Source organism: Caldifermentibacillus hisashii (genome assembly GCF_039654145.1).
GTDB classification, from domain to species: Bacteria; Bacillota; Bacilli; order Bacillales; family Caldibacillaceae; genus Caldifermentibacillus; species Caldifermentibacillus hisashii.
Genome location: NZ_CP155467.1, coordinates 3,919,231 through 3,938,133, shown reverse-complemented (window position 1 = coordinate 3,938,133; position 18,903 = coordinate 3,919,231). Strand labels below are relative to the sequence as shown.

Here is an 18,903-nt window from a genome sequence, read left to right as displayed (position 1 = left end):
GAAATGCTATGGAAAAGAAGGATGCTTTATGGATTTATGAAAAGATGAACGATATTCGCTTATTTGAAGACAAAGTGCATGAGATTTTTTCTTCCGGGGAAATTCCGGGTTTTGTTCACCTATATGCTGGAGAGGAAGCAGTTGCAACTGGTGTTTGCGCACACCTAAATGATAACGATTACATTACAAGTACACATAGAGGTCATGGACATTGTATTGCCAAAGGTTGTGATTTAAATGGAATGATGGCCGAAATATTTGGCAAAGAAACCGGGCTTTGTAAAGGAAAAGGCGGCTCGATGCATATTGCTGATATCGACAAAGGGATGCTTGGTGCAAACGGCATGGTAGGTGGTGGATTTCCATTGGCTGTAGGCGCCGGGCTTCGTAATAAATATTTGAAAACAGATAATGTTGTTGTTTGTTTCTTCGGGGATGGTGCGGCTAATGAGGGGACATTCCACGAAGGATTAAATCTCGCTTCAATTTGGAAGTTGCCGGTCATTTTTGTCTGTGAAAATAATATGTTCGGTGAGGCGACCCCACAAGCGTATGCTTCGGCTTCGAAAACAATAGCTGAACGAAGCGTTGCCTATAATATGCCGGGTGTACGGGTAGACGGAAAAAATGTGTTGGAAGTGTATGAGGAGGCGGGAAATGCAATCGAGCGAGCAAGAAATGGTGAAGGACCTACTTTAATTGAATGTGTTACCTATCGTAATTATGGCCACTTTGAAGGAGACGAGCAAAAGTATAAAGCAAAGGATGGAACGGAAAAAGAGTTGGCAGATAAAGATTGTATTACGATTTTCCGTAAACAAGCCATTGAACTTAACCTCATGACAGAAAATGAAGCAGATGAAATTGAAAAAGCATCAGTGGAAAGAATTCAAGAAGCTATTCAATTTGCCAAAGAAAGTCCGCTACCAAGACCGGAAGCTTTATATGAAGATGTATATGCATAATAAATGAGAAAGGAAGTGTTGGAAAATGACAAGAAAAATAACGATGATGAAAGCAATTAATGAAGCATTGGATATTGCAATGGAACGAGATGAGAAAGTAATCCTTCTTGGTGAAGATATAGCTGGTGGTGCAACCGTTGAGCATTTAAACGGGAAAGGTGCCTGGGGAGGTGTATTTGGTTTAACAAAAGGTTTGGTTGAAAAATACGGAACAGAACGAGTAATTGATACGCCAATTTCTGAAATGGGATACATGGGGGCAGCTGTTGGAGCAGCGGCCACCGGATTAAGACCAGTTCCGGAATTAATGTTCAATGATTTTATTGGATTTTGTTTTGACACCATCCTTGCACAAGGCTCGAAAATGCGTTACATGTTTGGGGGAAAAGCAACAATACCGATGACGATACGTACAAATCATGGGGCAGGTGCATCTGCGGCAGCACAGCATTCCGGATCATATTACGGGATTCTTGGCTCGATTCCGGGAATTAAAGTTGTTGTTCCTTCTAATCCATATGATGCAAAAGGACTTCTTCTGTCCGCAATAGAAGATGATAACATTGTTGTATTCTCAGAAGACAAGACGCTTTATGGTCTAAAGGGGGAAGTTCCTGAAGGGTATTATACAGTTGAAATTGGAAAAGCAAAAGTAAAACGGGAAGGTACAGATTTAACAATTGTATCCATTGGAAAAATGTTGTATGTTGCCGAAGAAGTTGCCGATCGACTAGCAGAGGAGGGAGTTTCTGTTGAAGTAATCGATCTTTTGACAGTAGCTCCGTGGGATCAAGAGACGGTTATTCATTCTGTTAAAAAGACAAATCGCTTAATCGTAATTGATGAGTCTAATCCACATAATAATACCGCTACTGATATTGCAAGTGTCGTTTCTGATAAAGCTTTTGATTATTTGGATGCACCGGTTAAATGCGTTTGTGCACCAAATACACCTGTTCCATTTGCCAAAAACCTGGAAGAGCTATATATTCCGAATGCAGATAAGGTGTTAAAAGTGGCGGATGACATTATTTTTGATTTAAAAAACCGAACTCTCGTTTAAGGTGGTGAACAAATTGTCTACAGAAATTTTAATGCCTAAGTTAGGGTTAACCATGACAAGTGGAGTAGTTGATGAATGGATAAAAAAGGAAGGGGAACCTGTTCAAAAGGGAGAACACGTTTGTACCATTAGCTCAGAAAAGTTAACGGCCGAAGTCGAAGCTCCTGCTGACGGGATCTTAGTAAAAATAATTGTAGCAGAGGGGGAGGAGGCAGACGTTAAGGAACCCATCGGTATTGTGGCTCAAGAAGGAGAAACAATTGATACACAACAACCTGAAGAAACTGTCTCAAAACCAAAACAAAATCAAAGGGTACAAGAACAACTTGTTCCGGTGTCTGCTGAAAAACCATTGGTATCTAATGGTGAACGTATTTTCGCAAGTCCGCTAGCAAGAATATTAGCCAAGGAAAAAAATATTGATCTCACTCTTATAAAAGGTACAGGTGGGAATAACCGAATTACAAAAAGGGATATAGAAGCATATGAGCATTCAGCTACAAGAGAGGTAGCATCTACCACCGATGTAGTTGCTTCATCAAAGAGTACAGCTAGCCAAAACATGGGTGCCGGGCTGACAGGTATGCGTAAAGTCATTGCTAAACGAATGAAAACTAGTCTTGACCAAACGGCACAGTTGACCATTCATCGAAAAGCGGACTTAACTGCATTTATAAAGTTTAAAGAGGAAATAAAGCGTCATCTTTCTGATACAGAAATTGCCGGAAGTCTGAGTCTCACTGTTTGCGTTTCAAAAGCTGTCATCCTTGCTTTAAAAGAGTATCCTGAAATGAATAGTTGGTATGAACCGGATGCAAATGGATTCCAAACTTTTGATGAAGTTCATCTTGGCATAGCGACCGCTTTATCCGATGGGTTAATGGTACCCGTTATAAGAAATGCCCATCAAATGAGTTTAAAAGAATTAAGTGGTGCCATTACAAAAGTTACTCAGGCTGCTCGCGAAGGAAGCCTTGCAGGCGAACTCGTTACCGGTTCCACTTTTACTATAACAAATCTAGGGAAAAGTGGCATCGAGTATTTTACACCAATATTAAACACGCCTGAAACGGGTATTTTAGGTGTGGGAAGTCTTCAAGATAAACTTACTTTAAATAACGACGGTCAAGTCATAACAACAAAAGAATTGCCACTAAGCTTAACTTTCGATCACCAACTAATTGATGGAGCTCCGGCTGCAGAATTTTTAGGGAGAATCGTCTCATTTATAGAAAAACCTTATTCACTTCTTTTATAAAAACATACGAACATTAGTAGTACTGACCAAGGCCATGGTTTGGGCTGTTTAAAAAGTAGCTTTCAATGACTAAACAGATAAAAAGTAAAACCCAAGAATAAGGTTATTTCAACATTCTTGGGTTTTAAATTTATAAAAGTCAAAATGGATAGCCCCTTCCCTTCGATTAATGAAAATTTTCAACAGTTCATTGCAGAATTGTCTAGGCTGTGTTATAATTATGAATCGTGAGTAATGAAGATTGCTCCTTGCTCAATTTTTGAGCCGTTTAAGTCCAAAAGGAGGTGAATAGTGATGAGAAAGTACGAAGTTATGTACATCATCCGTCCAAATATTGATGACGAATCAAAAAAAGCGGTTGTCGAACGTTTTAACAAAGTTTTGACAGATAATGGTGCTGAAATTACTGAAACAAAAGATTGGGGTAAACGTCGTCTTGCTTATGAAATTGAAGATTATCGCGACGGTTATTACCAAATTATTAATTTTACAGCTGAACCACCTGCCGTTCAAGAATTTGACCGTTTAGCAAAAATAAGTGAAGATATTATTCGTCATTTAATCGTTAAAGAAGACGAATAAGTTTTAATATATGTAATGGAGAATGTTTCACGTGAAACATTCTTGTCCAAGGGGAGTTGATTCTGATGTTAAATCGTGTGGTATTAGTTGGCCGCTTAACGAGAGATCCGGATTTAAGATATACACCAACTGGAGTTCCGGTTGCAACTTTTACACTGGCTTGTAATCGTCCTTTTACGAATCAAAAAGGTGAACGTGAAGCTGATTTTATTAATTGTGTTGTTTGGAGAAAACCGGCAGAAAATGTCGCTAATTACTTGAAAAAAGGAAGCTTGGCAGGGGTCGATGGACGTATCCAAACAAGAAGTTATGAAGCCCAAGACGGAAGAAAAGTTTATGTAACAGAAGTAGTTGCTGAGAGTGTTCAGTTTTTAGAACCAAAAAGTTCTTCCAATCGGGAATATCAAAGTTCTCCGGCGGGAGGATATTCGGGCTATGATAACCCATTTGGATCTAACAATCAGAATCAACCGAAGAACCCTAGCCCGGCAGGAAATGACGATCCGTTCTTTGATAACGGACAACCTATTGATATTTCTGATGATGATTTGCCGTTTTGATAAGGCAGTTAATTTGAGCGAAAAAATGATGAAAGGAGTGTTATAAATGGCTGCTGGTGGCAGAAAAGGTCGCGGTAAACGTCGGAAAGTATGTTATTTTACTGCGAACGGAATCACTCACATCGATTACAAAGATGTTGATTTGTTGAAAAAATTTATTTCTGAACGTGGAAAAATATTGCCTCGTCGTGTAACAGGAACGAGTGCAAAATATCAACGCATGCTTACAAAAGCAATTAAGCGGGCACGTCAAGTTGCATTACTTCCTTATGTTGCGGAAGATAAATAAAATAGAAGTAATGATACTTAAAGCGGCAAAGATGAACCTTTGCCGCTTTTCTTATACAAGTTTAGTTGAAGGAGAAGGTAATTATCGTTAAAATAAATATATATATTTTTATATAATATGTAAAAAAACACGAGTAATACAATTGTTGGTGCGAGAGTCAGCCGGGTTCTTTCTAAAATATTATTGTTTTTAATTTAAAAATTATATAGGTAATAAGCAAATCGCCACTTGCTTCAAGTCAGACTAGGGTATTAACCTATGTAGCTATAATGCTTTATAGGGAAATCAGATAAGCCCGCAACTAACTGAGTTACTATATCAGCGATTCGTAAAGAGGTGTTTAGGTGAAAGCAAAGGAGTTAACTGAAGGGGCAATAAGTTTAGCGATTTATATCATTATTTTACTTATGTTTTTATATTTACCTTTTTTTGGTGGACTATTCACTTTTGTATTGCCGTTCCCTTTCCTTTATTATACGGCAAAATATAATTGGAAAGCCGGTTTGCTGTTTTTTACAGCTTCGGTCATTTTAACATTTATAGTTGGAAGTTGGATTGCTTTACCGATTCATTTTCTATATGGTTTTGTTGGTTTCGTGTTAGGTTGGAATATTTATCATCAAAGAGAAGCACTGATCACTTTTTCAACATCCACTTTGGCTTTATTATGTAGCGTTGTCGTTGTTTATATTATATCCGCGACATTATTCGATATGAACTTCATAAAGGAAGCACAAACTATATTTAAAGAAGTGATGGATCAAACCATTTCTATGTTTAATTATATGGGGGAAAATACGGATCAAATCAAAGAACAATTGACCGAGGCTTATGATTTAATCATATCTTTACTTCCTTCATTATTAATTTTGTCATCGGCTTTAATTGTTTTGATTATCCAGTTCATTTCCTATCCGATTTTAAAAAGGTTTGGAATTCATGTAAAAGCTGCAAAACCATTCAGGGAAATCACATTACCGAAAAGTTTAATATGGTATTTTTTAATAACTACTTTTTTATCTTTTATAGTTGAGGCAGAGAAAGGTACTTTTTTGTATAATGTATTTATAAATTTATTGTATTTGATTGATATACTATTTGTCCTACAGGCAATTACATTTATTTTTGACTATTGTTATAAAAAACGGATACATAAAGCATGGGCTATTGTTGTATCAGTATTTATTATGCTGAATCCGGTCTTTAATCAATTAGCCAAAATATTAGGTATTATTGATTTAGGATTTGAATTACGTAAACGGATACAATAATAGAAGTTTCAAGCATTCAGTTTTAAAGTTCCACTTAGTTTTTAAAAATTTAGGAGTTGGAGCGTATGCCAATCTTTTTGCAAACAAACGGAATGAAAAAAATATTGATAGGATTTTTTTCTGTCATATTCCTGTTATTATTAATCCTTGCTATCTATAATTGGTGGTTAAGTGCAATATCAATAATAATCTTGCTTTATTTTTTTTATTTATTAATAAAACAAAGTGTAAAATTTCAAAAAGAAGTAGATCACTATATATCACTTCTTTCCCATCGCGTAGAAAAGGTTGGCGAAGAGGCTTTATTACAAATGCCAATTGGAATTTTGCTGGTTGATGAAGAATACACGATCGAATGGGCAAATCCTTACATGTTATCTGTTTTCCAAGAAGAATCTCTGATCGGTACGTCGGTTTATGATATTGCGGATGAACTTATACAAATGATGATCCAAGAAAATGAGAGAAAAATTATTACACTCCATGAGCGGAAGTATCGTGTTTTCTATAAAAGAGAAGAAAAACTACTTTATTTTTTTGATATTACGGAACAAGCATTAATTGAACAAAAGTATGAAGAGGAACAGCCAGTGATTGCCATCATATTTTTAGATAATTATGATGAAGTTACACAAGGAATGGATGATTTAGCAAGGGGGAGCTTAAACAGCCGGGTTACTTCTTTGTTGAACGAATGGGCAAGTCAGTATGGGATTTATTTAAAAAGAGTTTCCGGAGATCGATTTATCGCATTTTTTAATGAAAAAATATTAGCAGTGTTAGAAAAAGGAAAGTTTTCAATTCTAGATAATATCCGGGAAATGACGGCAAAAAATAATTTACCGCTAACATTAAGTATTGGTGTCGGTGCAGGGAGTTCCTCGCTTCCGGAACTTGGCAGCTATGCACAATCAAGTCTTGATTTGGCGTTGGGACGTGGTGGTGATCAGGCAGCCATAAAACTCCCAAACGGAAAAATAAAATTTTACGGTGGAAAAACAAATCCGATGGAGAAACGAACCCGGGTACGGGCGAGAGTTATTTCTCATGCATTAAGTGAACTGATTCAGGATAGCGACAGAATTTTTATTATGGGCCATAAATATCCGGATATGGATGCAGTTGGTGCAGCGATTGGTATATTAAAAATTGCCCAAATGAATCAAAGAGAATCTTATGTTATACTAAATGAGCAAGAAATTGATTCCGGAGTAAGGAAATTGCTCAGTGAGGTGAAGCAAAAGACGGATATCTACAGTCATTTTATTTCACCGCAAGAAGCATTAGAAATAAATATGACAAATGCCTTGCTAGTGATAGTTGACACTCATAAACCATCCTTAGTTATTGAAGAAAAATTAGTCAATCGTTGCGAGCGAATTGTTGTCATTGATCATCATCGCCGCAGTGAAGAATTTGTCCAAAATCCTTTGCTTGTCTATATGGAACCATATGCTTCATCAACATCTGAATTAGTAACAGAACTGCTTCAATATCAACCGAATCGGAAAATTGATATTCTTGAAGCGACTGCATTACTTGCGGGAATTATTGTCGATACAAAAAGCTTTACTCTACGTACCGGTTCAAGAACATTTGATGCAGCTTCATATTTAAGAGCAAAGGGCGCTGATACGGTTTTAGTCCAAAAGTTTTTACGTGAAGATTTAGATACTTTTATCAAGCGGGCAAAACTTGTTGAAAAAGTAGAATTTTATAAAGAAGGAATTGCGATTACAAAAGGAGAACCATCCGAATCTTACAACAATGTTCTTATCGCCCAAACGGCAGATTTATTATTAGCGATGGAAAATGTAGAGGCTTCCTTTGTTATCTCAAAAAGACCGGATGACATGGTTGGCATTAGTGCACGCTCCTTAGGAAAAATAAATGTACAAATTATTATGGAACAGCTGGAAGGAGGAGGCCACCTGACCAATGCGGCTACACAATTGAGGGATATAACAATAAATGAAGCCGAAAAACAACTGAAAGCAGTGATTGATAGTTATTTAGAAGGAGGGAATCAATCATGAAAGTTATTTTTCTAAAAGATGTAAAAGGGAAAGGCAATAAAGGTGATATCAAAAACGTGGCTGACGGTTATGCACAAAATTTTTTAATCAAAAATGGTTACGCCATCGAAGCGACGCCGGCAAATATAAAGTCTCTTGAAGCGAAAAAACGGAAGGAAGAAAAAGAAGCACAGAAAGAGTTGGAAGAAGCCAAGCAACTGAAGGAAAAATTAGGGAAATTAACTGTTGAAATTGGTGCAAAGTCTGGTGAAGGCGGTCGACTTTTTGGTTCGGTTACATCAAAACAAATTGCGGAACAACTACAAAAGCAACATGGGATAAAATTAGATAAACGGAAAATTGAATTGGAAGATGCCATTCGTGCTCTTGGATTTACCAAAGTTCCGGTTAAATTACATCCGGAGGTTCAAGGTACATTAACCGTTCATGTAAAAGATGAAAATTAATATAAGAATAAATTGATTTACGTCATACAGAATAAATTTTTCCATCGAAATCAAAAAACGGTCATGATAAAATGATATAAGGAAATATTACGGCTGTCTCAAGACTCAGACCTTTAAGTAGTAACCTATACAATGAGGTTGTATTGAGCAGCCTATTTCTATTTGAAACCAGGATCTTAATCATAAAAAAAGAATTTAACAGTAATTCGTGCATAAAAAAGAATAGAGGCAAGCTTACTTCAAAATGACGAATGCCATAAGTTCGTATCCTTGTTGTTTTGTACGTATCAAAAGGAACATGGACAAGCTTCTTTGTGCACATATAATTTCAGTCTAAAATTTTCAACGCCGTCCATTGGCATCCTTGGTCGGAAGGAATTCGTTCTTCCCAAAAATAAAAACAACAATATTTGGAGGTTTGAAAAAGCAAATGAATGATTTGTTAATCGATCGAACTCCTCCTCAAAATATTGAAGCAGAACAAGCTGTCTTAGGTGCTATTTTTATAGAACCCGAGAGTTTGATTTTTGCCTCTGAAAATTTAATACCGGAAGATTTTTACCGAAGTGCTCACCAACGAATATTTTCCGTTATGTTGAAATTAAATGATCTGGGCAAACCTGTAGATGTTGTAACGGTATCCGAGGAATTAGCAGCTTCCAATCAATTGGAAAATGTAGGTGGTATTTCTTATTTGATGGAATTGGCAAATTCGGTACCGACTGCTGCCAATATTGAATATTATGTTCACATTGTTGAGGAAAAATCTTTATTACGTCGTCTTATTCGAACCGCCAGTGAAATCGCGCAAGAAGGTTATACACGTGAAGATGAGGTAGAAATTCTTTTATCGGAAGCAGAAAAGCGGATACTTGAAGTAGCGAACCGCAAAAATACCGGAGCTTTTCAAAATATTAAAGATGTCCTGGTAAAGACCTATGATCATATTGAGCAACTCCACAGTAGAAAAGGGGAGATTACCGGAATCCCAACCGGTTTTAATGATCTTGACCGAATGACTGCAGGATTTCAACGCAATGATTTAATCATTGTCGCTGCACGTCCATCTGTAGGGAAAACCGCTTTCGCCTTGAATATTGCTCAAAATGTGGCGACTAAAACAGATGAAAATGTGGCGATCTTCTCCCTTGAGATGGGGGCAGAACAGCTTGTCATGCGGATGTTGTGTGCTGAAGGGAATATTAATGCACAAAATTTGCGTACAGGAGCATTAACCGATGAGGATTGGAAAAAACTAACGATGGCAATGGGAAGTTTATCAAATGCCGGTATTTATATTGATGATACGCCCGGAATTCGTGTTCAAGAAATTCGTGCCAAATGCCGTCGCCTAAAACAGGAACAAGGTTTAGGAATGATCGTTATTGACTATTTGCAATTAATTCAAGGAAGTGGCAGACGTTCGGATAACAGACAACAAGAAGTATCTGAAATATCCCGTTCATTGAAAGCTCTCGCCCGTGAATTGGAAGTACCGGTCATTGCCTTGTCACAGCTGTCCCGTAGCGTTGAACAACGCCAAGATAAACGACCGATGATGTCAGATATTCGGGAATCAGGAAGTATTGAGCAGGATGCTGATATCGTTGCCTTTTTATACCGTGAAGATTACTATGATAAAGAATCGGAGAACAAAAATATAATTGAAATTATTATTGCAAAGCAGCGGAATGGTCCAGTCGGTACGGTACAATTGGCGTTCGCAAAAGAATTTAATAAATTTGTTAATTTAGAAAGGCGATTTGATGAAACAGCCATTCCACCGGGAGCTTAAAAATTCAGGCTCCCTTTTTTATACAAAAAAATCCAGGAAATCATCCTTTAAACAAGTTTTATAATCCAGATCGGGTCAATCGGCGCTTTTTAAGGATTATCGCCTTTTTTACGAACATTAATAAGTTATATGTACTAATTTATTCGTATTTTACATTGACATTTTACAGAAAAGTGATACACTAAATTGTTGTAAGGTACGTATAAAATTCTTGGAGGTGTCCAAATGGCATCAGTCGTTGTCGTTGGCTCTCAGTGGGGCGACGAAGGAAAAGGAAAGATAACTGATTATTTGTCGGAAAATGCGGAAGTTGTTGCACGCTATCAAGGTGGAAATAACGCAGGACATACAATAAAATTCAATGGTGAAACATTTAAATTGCATTTAATTCCATCCGGGATTTTTTATAAAGAAAAGATTTGTGTCATCGGGAATGGGATGGTTATTGATCCGAAAGCTTTAGTAGAAGAATTAAAATATCTCCATAATCGCAATATTTCAACGGACAATTTACATATAAGCAATCGAGCACATGTCATCTTACCTTATCATATTAAGCTGGATCAGGTGGAAGAAGAAGCAAAAGGGGAAAATAAAATCGGAACGACGAAAAAGGGAATTGGACCGGCTTATATGGATAAAGCAGCCAGAGTCGGAATCCGGATTGTTGATTTATTAGATAAAGATGTATTTAAAGAAAAATTATCTCGTAATCTCCAAGAGAAAAATCGACTATTTGAAAAAATATATGAAACAGAAGGATTTCCATTAGAAGAGATTTTAGAAGAATACTATGAATATGGGCAACAGATTAAACAATATGTGTGTGATACCTCTGTTGTACTGAACAATGCAATAGATGAGGGAAGACGTGTATTGTTTGAAGGCGCACAAGGTGTGATGCTTGATATTGATCAAGGCACCTATCCTTTTGTTACCTCTTCTAATCCGGTCGCAGGCGGTGTGACTATCGGTTCCGGTGTTGGACCGACAAAAATTGACCATGTTGTTGGTGTAGCAAAAGCATACACAACAAGAGTCGGCGATGGGCCATTTCCGACTGAGCTTTTGGATGAGATAGGCGATCAAATTCGTGACGTTGGCCGTGAGTATGGAACAACGACAGGACGACCACGCAGAGTCGGTTGGTTTGACAGCGTTGTTGTTCGTCATGCGAGAAGAGTCAGTGGCATAACCGACCTATCTTTAAACTCCATTGATGTCTTAACGGGAATTGAAACCGTGAAGATTTGCGTTGCCTATAAGTATAAAGATACCATCATTGAGGAATTTCCGGCGAGTTTGAAAGTTCTTTCCGAATGTGAACCTGTTTATGAAGAATTACCGGGTTGGACGGAAGATATAACCGGGTGCAGAACATTGGATGAACTGCCGGAAAATGCACGTCATTATGTGGAACGTGTTTCCCAATTAACCGGGATTCCGCTATCGATTTTTTCTGTTGGTCCTGACCGCACACAAACCAATTTAGTACGAGGCGTTTATCGATAGTATACCTGTCTCTTTGAACAGCCGGCGTCTATAAGGGATAAACATGCTTGATCAATGAATGGTCAAGCATGTTTTAAATAAGTGCACAAAGATGTTCAAGCAGTACATTGCAACCTCGCCATTCACTGTCCCCACAATAAATCAAAGATCTATCTTCTCGCTGAAGTAACTTTTTTGTAATAAAAATGTAATTTTGAACCCGATTAAATTCCAAACGATTCAAAAGAAAAAACATAATAGATAAAGGCAAAAAAACATATAAAATTTTTATGAAAGAGAAACGACTTCACAAACCATTTTCCATTATTTCCCACCATTTATACAGTTGCATTACAAAAATGGGCGTTCCGGCAAATTATTCAGCTTTTATGATAAATTAGTAAATAGAGAATTGAATTTTGATAATTTTCTTCAATATCTATTTGACATCCACAAATAGGTTATAGGAGGTACAGAATGCAACTGAAAGAAGGTTGGCAGAAAATATCTGTAAAGGCAGGGAGCTTGAAGGATCAACAAAGGCAGACGTTTAAACGAACGATTTTAGCAACCATTGTTATATCGACAATCTCCACAAGTACGTCAATCGCTACAGCAAAAGAAACAGCCAAATTACAAAAAGTATATCATGTTTATATAAATAACAATTATTTAGGCACTGTATCTGATAAAGAAAAAGTCGAACGTTTCGTTAATCAAAAAATGAGTGAAACACAAAAGCGATTTGAAGGATACCAATTAGCATATAAAAAAGATGACCTCGCTTTTGTCCCGGAACAAGTTTTTACAGCTTCTGTTGATAACGAGAAAGATGTTATTAGCAAAATACAGGAGAATTATGATGTAGCCGTAGAAGCCGTTGCTGTACAAATTGACGGTAAAACTGTTACATATTTAACAGATGAAGAAAAAGTGAATGAATTAATAGAAAAACTTAAACTCACTTATATACCACCAGAACAGCTAAAAGCATTAGAAACACAATCGAATGAAAATTTACCTGAATTAAAAGAAGGAGAAACGAGAATTACAGATATTTCATTGAGTACAAAATTAACCTATGTACATGAGGAAATTGATCCCGCCCAAGTAACATCAGTTGATGAAGCGGTAAATTTATTACAAAAAGGAATCGAGAAAGAGGAAAAATACATCGTAAAAGAGGGAGATGTTTTAGGGACAATCGCGGAAAGTCATGGATTGGATCTAAAACAGCTTCTTGATCTAAATCCGGGTTTAAATGAAGATTCCATCATTCAAATTGGCGATGAGTTGAATGTAACCGTATATGAGCCATATGTGAAAGTAAATGTGAAACAAGAAAACATGTCTTTACAAAAGATTCCATATGAAGTTCAAATTGTTGAAGATGAAACAATGTATAAAGGGGACGCAAAAGTAGTTCAAGAGGGCGTCGAAGGAGAAAAGATGGTCCGTTCCATTATCACATTACAAAACGGGACAAAAATTGGAGAAGAAATTGCTGATGAAAAAGTCATTAAAGAACCGGTAAACAAAATTATTCATCAAGGTACGAAGGTCATTCCTTCAAGAGGAACCGGGCAATTTGCCTGGCCAACAAATGGAGGCTATATATCCAGTCATTTAGGTTACCGCTGGGGAAAACAGCATAAAGGAATTGATATCGCTCGTCCTGAAGACAGAATTATTAAATCAGCAGATAATGGCACAGTTGTCTCGGCCGGATGGGATGGAGGTTACGGAAACAAAATTGTCATTGATCATAATAATGGCATACAAACCGTTTATGCACATCTTTCATCGATCAATGTTTCTATTGGGCAAACGGTAGAAAAAGGAAGCCAAATCGGTATAATGGGGAGTACAGGAAATTCTACAGGCATCCATCTTCATTTTGAAGTGTATAAAAATGGCGTATTACAAAATCCATTAATGTATTTGCAATAAAGTGTAACATTAATCAATGGACGGAATCGATATCCCCGCCGATTGTCAGGTAAACAATCAGGGGACTATCCAATTCTAGGTGGGAGTCTTGACTTCCTGTTAAAAGTAGGATAAAAAAATATAAAATAGCTATAATTCCCTGGTTATCCGGGGAATTTTCTTATGAAATAAATCTTCACCCGCCGTATAGATTCGGATTAATCCAACTGAAAAATAAAGGAAATTAATGAATATGTGGTGAACTTCACCTCTATTTCATGATAAAGTAAAGAGTAGGGCTTCCTTTTCTAAAGTTTGCGATAAAATATGTTTACGCAACTCTAAGTGTGAATTATTTGTAAAAATTTTGTATTATTCATAAAGTAGAACCTAATTTCCTGAAAATCTCTAAAAACTAGAATAGATGAAAATAGATGATGTAATTACGTTAAGCAGAGAGGAGAGGTTTAAATGGCTAAAAAAATATTGGTCGTTGATGACGAGAAACCTATTGCAGATATTTTACAATTTAATTTAAAAAAGGACGGTTATGAGGTCTTTTGTGCATACGATGGGGATGAGGCACTAGAATTAGTTGAAGAAGTACAACCGGATCTTATCTTACTGGACATTATGCTTCCGGAAAAGGATGGGATGGAAGTTTGTAAAGAGATCCGAAAGAAATATGAGATGCCAATTATAATGTTAACCGCAAAGGATTCAGAAATTGATAAAGTTCTAGGACTTGAACTGGGTGCTGACGATTATGTTACAAAACCTTTCAGTACAAGGGAGTTGCTGGCTCGTGTAAAAGCAAACTTACGCCGCCACCAACAAGTTAACACAGCAAACCAAGAAAATGAGAATAAAGAAATTGCCATCGGATCCCTCGTTATTCACCCGGATGCATATATCGTTTCAAAACGAGGCGAAATGATCGAGCTTACACACAGGGAGTTTGAGCTTCTATATTATTTGGCAAAACACCTCGGTCAAGTAATGACAAGAGAGCATTTACTTCAAACTGTTTGGGGTTATGACTATTATGGCGATGTACGGACAGTTGATGTGACAGTACGAAGATTACGGGAGAAAATTGAAGATAATCCAAGTCATCCTGGTTGGCTTGTCACGAGACGCGGTGTCGGATATTATTTACAAAACCCAGAACAGGAGTAATCGAGGCAAATGAAAAAATTTTCCATATTTTCTTCGATCCGGTTAAAATTTATTCTTTTCTTCGTTTTACTTATCTTACTTGCCATGGAAATTATTGGCGTTTATTTTGTCCGGGAGTTGGAAAAGGAACTCACGCAGAACTTTAAAGACTCGATTTTAAACCGAGTAAATTTATTAACTTATAATTTGGAAGAAGAGTTTTTAAAAGAGCGGGATAGTGAAGAATCCTTACAATTTGAAGATGACGTGAAAAAACTGTTAATTGATAATAAATCTTCAGATATAGAAGAAATGCGGGTGTATGATAAAGATTTACGGGTCATCGCTACTTCCGATCCGGGAAGTCAGGATAAAGTTGGTCAAAGGACGACAGATATCGTTGTAACAAGAACCTTTGTTACGGAAGAAATGATTGAAAAAATGTCTATTGACAAATCAACGAATGAACGGAAGTGGTTATTGTACGTCCCGATCAAAGTCGATAATGAAATTGAAGGGATCCTATTCATTGAAGGGAAAATTGAAAGGGTTTTTGAACAAATTCAAGTCATCAACCAAGTTCTCATAAATGGAACGATAATTGCCCTAGTCTTTACAGCCATTGTTGCAGTCATCATTGCTCAAACAATTACAAGACCGATCACAGATATGAAAAAGCAGGCTCAGGCAATGGCCAGAGGGAATTATTCCCGGAAAGTAAAAGTATACGGTCATGATGAAATTGGCCAATTAGCCATTACTTTTAATAATTTATCTAAAAAACTTCAAGATGAACAAGCGAAAACCGATAGTGAAAAACGGAAATTGTCCTCAATCTTAAAGTTTATGACAGACGGGGTTATTTCTACCGATCGTAAAGGGCGAATTATTCTTATTAATGAAGCGGCTGAGCAAATGCTGAATGTTACACGTGAAACAGTCATATCTGAAAATATTATTGATGTCCTAGAGCTTGGGGATAAATATTCATTAAAGGATTTAACACAGGAACAAAACTCGGTTATTCTCGATTTAAGTACGAATGCGGTACCGCTAATTGTCCGTGTTAATTTTTCCATTATCCAAAAAGAAACAGGGATTATGAACGGTTTAATTGTTGTCCTTCATGATATAACCGAGCAAGAAAAAATTGAAAGGGAACGCCGTGAATTTGTTGCCAATGTATCTCATGAGTTAAGAACACCTTTAACAACGATGCGAAGTTACTTGGAAGCTTTGACGGACGGTGCTTGGATGGATAAAGACATTGCTCCTCAATTTTTAAAGGTAACGCAAAATGAAACGGAACGGATGATACGGTTAGTGAATGATCTCCTCGTGTTATCAAAAATGGATAGTAAAGATTATCAATTACGTAAAGAATGGATTAACTTTCCGAAGTTCCTTGACCATATTATCGACCGGTTCGAGATGGCGAAAGAAAAAAATGTTCATTTTTCACGTGACTATTTAAATGAACCAATACTCGTAGAAATTGATCAGGATAAAATTACCCAAGTATTAGATAATATTATCTCCAATGCTTTAAAATATTCGCCAAGCGGTGGAACAATCACCGTTAAATTGGTTGTCTTTCATGATTCATTGGAAGTAAAAATTTCCGACCAAGGTGTAGGGATACCAAAACAAAATTTACATCGTATCTTTGACCGCTTTTATCGTGTTGATAAAGCGAGAGCAAGACACATTGGCGGCACGGGACTCGGACTTGCAATTGCAAAGGAAATGGTTGAAGCCCATAACGGTCATATTTGGGCTACGAGCATTGAAGGGAAAGGAACGACCATCCATTTCACTCTTCCATATGACCGTGATCAAGGGGATGATTTTTAATGAAAGTTGAACAAATCAAAACATTAATACTCACTACTTTGGTTTTGGTTAGCATCGTTCTGTTTTGGAATCTTGTTACTTTTCAACGAAACTATGACTTAGTGAATAATCAAGAATATGTAAAAGAAGTCACGATTAATGATATAAAAAAGCCAATAAAAGATCTGGTTGTTCCGAATAAGATCATTTATCGAAATGGGGAAAACAGTTTCCATGGCATCCAAAATATGGAACAGATCACACCATTTGTTAATGAAATTAGGAAATGGACTTTCTATGGTTTTCAAAGAAGTGTCAATGAATTTGTGGAAAAATTTGAAGGAATGCCCGGAAAGCAGGTTCTCATTGTCCAGTTTCCCGGTGATGTCCCGTTTGAATTGTTAAAATCGATGTATACGGTTGAGGTAAAAGAGATACCGAGCGGAAATTTCCGTTACATGTTCATTTTTCAGGAAGACCTAAACGATGACGAAGGAATTGTTTATTTTGCTACCAATGATTTAAGGTCGATCATTAAGGCAAATGTTCGGCAAAAATCTTCTGCACATTTTAGAAACTTAATTGAAATTATGAGTAATAATAGCAATCCTTATTACGCGTACAAGAAGAATTCCGGCGGCTATTTATTTGTTAACGATAAGGAAACGGTTATTCCGGATGATCAATACTATCCACGGTTATACGATGAAAAAATATTTATTGATGCACTCTTTTCGAATCCGGACAGGGTAACGATAAATGATGAAGAGTATACGGACGGTTCAAGTTTGATGAAGCTTCAATCTGATCAGCAGATGTTGATTTTTGTAGATCCAACCATTACTGAGTCACCTGACACCGTTTATAATATGATAACAACGAGTGTCAATTATATAAATGCGCATGGAGGCTGGACGGATCAATATTATTATTCGGGAGCATTCGTAAACACGAAAAAAATTAATTTTCAACTTTATACAAATAATTATCCTGTATTCAATGAACTCGGATTAAATGAACTTTCATTAGTAGTCGGGAAAAATAGAATTCATGAGTATAGACGCCCGTACTTCAGATTAGACTTTATCCCATATAACCCAAACAAACAGGAGTATACCTTACCTAAGGGAACCGATGTGTTAGCGGAAATACAAGGGGATGGTGTAAATTTAGAATTGGTTGAAGATATTTTAATTGGGTATCATATGGAAAAAGATAATGAGAATGCTGTTATAAAATTTCAACCCTCTTGGTTCTATAAAATCGGTAATTCATGGATCCGGGTTAATGATGAAAAACTGGGAGTGGTCGAAAATGGACTGGAGTAGAGCCAAAAACGTCTTTATTATGATTTTTCTTATATTGGATATATTTTTGATCAGTCAATTTATTATTCAAAAATCCGAAAACACGTATGATTTAATTCAAGATACGCCAATTGATCAACAATTGAAGGCTGATAATATTCAAATTAAAACAGAACTACCATTAAAACCAACAAAGGCAAGCTATGTTGAGGCAGATGCCATGGTTTTTCAAGCCGATGATATTTCTTCTTTATCGGGACAGTCTATTGAGATCCTAAACGATAATATTTTAATAAAAAGCCAGTTAACAAGCCCGTATCCGTTAAAGAAAGATTGGAAAGTGGCGGATGTGGATCAATTTTTAAAGAACTATGTTTATTACGGTGACCAATACAAATATTATCAATATGATAAAGACAAGCATATGATCACCTATTATCAACTGTATAAAAATCAAATGTTTTACAAAAATGCAAGCGGACAAGTTCAATTAGTGTTAAATGATAAAAATGAGATTGTTTCCTATTCACAAACGATGCTTGATGATATAAAGGAAATTTCGAAACAAGAGATTCTTACTGCTCATGAAGCAATGGCTATTCTTTATAATAAAGGACTGCTGGATGTCGGTAGTAATATAACAAATATTAAGCTCGGCTATTATACATTGGTACCGATAAAATCTTCACAATTACTTGCGCCTACATGGTGTTTTACTATTGATGATAAACGGGATTATTTTGTAAATGCTGTTGAAGGTCATGTATTAAATGAAGAAGAAGAAATTTTAAAATAGGTAGATGTTTTGATAAACCGTTAAATATGATAAGATAATAAGTATAAAAATACTTGATAGGCTGGTAGAATTCATTCTACTAGCCTTTAAATATGGTAGAAGGAAAAACTTTTAAGTAGATAAA

The 18,903-nt window shown here is 36.5% G+C and carries 16 protein-coding genes; all 16 read left to right on the top strand.

Features of this window, described 5'->3' with window-relative positions; all coding sequences use genetic code 11:
• Positions 1–8 precede the first annotated feature (8 nt).
• The 16 genes from NSQ14_RS18755 to NSQ14_RS18680 all read left to right on the top strand — a co-directional run bounded on the left by NSQ14_RS18755 (position 9) and on the right by NSQ14_RS18680 (position 18,779).
• Positions 9–965, top strand: coding sequence for a thiamine pyrophosphate-dependent dehydrogenase E1 component subunit alpha (locus NSQ14_RS18755; protein ID WP_041844956.1), 957 nt, complete (start codon positions 9–11; stop codon positions 963–965).
• A gap of 25 nt (positions 966–990) precedes the next feature.
• Positions 991–2,028, top strand: a complete 1,038-nt coding sequence (locus NSQ14_RS18750; protein WP_034773644.1) for an alpha-ketoacid dehydrogenase subunit beta — start codon at positions 991–993, stop codon at positions 2,026–2,028.
• Between the two features lie 13 nt (positions 2,029–2,041).
• A complete protein-coding gene (locus NSQ14_RS18745) occupies positions 2,042–3,286 on the top strand; it encodes a dihydrolipoamide acetyltransferase family protein (protein ID WP_041844957.1) in 1,245 nt (414 codons plus the stop codon).
• Between the two features lie 294 nt (positions 3,287–3,580).
• Positions 3,581–3,868 carry a 30S ribosomal protein S6 gene (rpsF, locus tag NSQ14_RS18740; RefSeq protein WP_034773639.1) on the top strand — a complete coding sequence of 96 codons (288 nt, stop codon included), beginning with the start codon at positions 3,581–3,583 and terminating at the stop codon, positions 3,866–3,868.
• A 65-nt stretch (positions 3,869–3,933) separates the two neighbouring features.
• The gene (gene ssb / locus NSQ14_RS18735; protein ID WP_034773638.1) at positions 3,934–4,428 is read left to right on the top strand and encodes a single-stranded DNA-binding protein; all 495 of its coding nucleotides are present in this window, start codon (positions 3,934–3,936) and stop codon (positions 4,426–4,428) included.
• A 46-nt stretch (positions 4,429–4,474) separates the two neighbouring features.
• Positions 4,475–4,717: a 30S ribosomal protein S18 gene (gene rpsR, locus NSQ14_RS18730; protein ID WP_034773636.1), complete on the top strand. Its 243-nt coding sequence runs from the start codon at positions 4,475–4,477 to the stop codon at positions 4,715–4,717.
• 344 nt (positions 4,718–5,061) lie between these two features.
• On the top strand, positions 5,062–5,988 hold the full coding sequence (locus NSQ14_RS18725; protein ID WP_346216728.1) for a YybS family protein: 927 nt from the start codon (positions 5,062–5,064) through the stop codon (positions 5,986–5,988).
• 65 nt (positions 5,989–6,053) lie between these two features.
• A complete protein-coding gene (locus NSQ14_RS18720) occupies positions 6,054–8,024 on the top strand; it encodes a DHH family phosphoesterase (protein ID WP_251241803.1) in 1,971 nt (656 codons plus the stop codon).
• Positions 8,021–8,470, top strand: a complete 450-nt coding sequence (gene rplI, locus NSQ14_RS18715; RefSeq protein ID WP_034773628.1) for a 50S ribosomal protein L9 — start codon at positions 8,021–8,023, stop codon at positions 8,468–8,470. The genes NSQ14_RS18720 and rplI overlap by 4 nt, the downstream gene beginning before the upstream one ends.
• A gap of 430 nt (positions 8,471–8,900) precedes the next feature.
• Entirely contained in the window at positions 8,901–10,265 is a 1,365-nt protein-coding gene (dnaB, locus tag NSQ14_RS18710) for a replicative DNA helicase (protein WP_034773626.1), read from the top strand.
• 225 nt (positions 10,266–10,490) lie between these two features.
• Positions 10,491–11,777 (top strand): adenylosuccinate synthase, encoded by a 1,287-nt coding sequence (locus tag NSQ14_RS18705; protein WP_251241802.1) that lies wholly within the window; start codon positions 10,491–10,493, stop codon positions 11,775–11,777.
• A 456-nt stretch (positions 11,778–12,233) separates the two neighbouring features.
• On the top strand, positions 12,234–13,706 hold the full coding sequence (locus NSQ14_RS18700) for a peptidoglycan DD-metalloendopeptidase family protein (RefSeq protein ID WP_216408022.1): 1,473 nt from the start codon (positions 12,234–12,236) through the stop codon (positions 13,704–13,706).
• 450 nt (positions 13,707–14,156) lie between these two features.
• Positions 14,157–14,864 (top strand): response regulator YycF, encoded by a 708-nt coding sequence (gene yycF / locus NSQ14_RS18695; RefSeq protein WP_034773622.1) that lies wholly within the window; start codon positions 14,157–14,159, stop codon positions 14,862–14,864.
• Between the two features lie 9 nt (positions 14,865–14,873).
• A complete protein-coding gene (walK, locus tag NSQ14_RS18690; protein WP_095142158.1) occupies positions 14,874–16,697 on the top strand; it encodes a cell wall metabolism sensor histidine kinase WalK in 1,824 nt (607 codons plus the stop codon).
• Entirely contained in the window at positions 16,697–18,004 is a 1,308-nt protein-coding gene (locus NSQ14_RS18685) for a YycH family regulatory protein (protein WP_251246658.1), read from the top strand. Before walK ends, NSQ14_RS18685 begins: the two co-directional genes overlap by 1 nt.
• On the top strand, positions 17,991–18,779 hold the full coding sequence (locus tag NSQ14_RS18680; protein ID WP_346216726.1) for a two-component system regulatory protein YycI: 789 nt from the start codon (positions 17,991–17,993) through the stop codon (positions 18,777–18,779). The genes NSQ14_RS18685 and NSQ14_RS18680 overlap by 14 nt, the downstream gene beginning before the upstream one ends.
• The last annotated feature ends 124 nt before the right edge of the window (positions 18,780–18,903 follow it).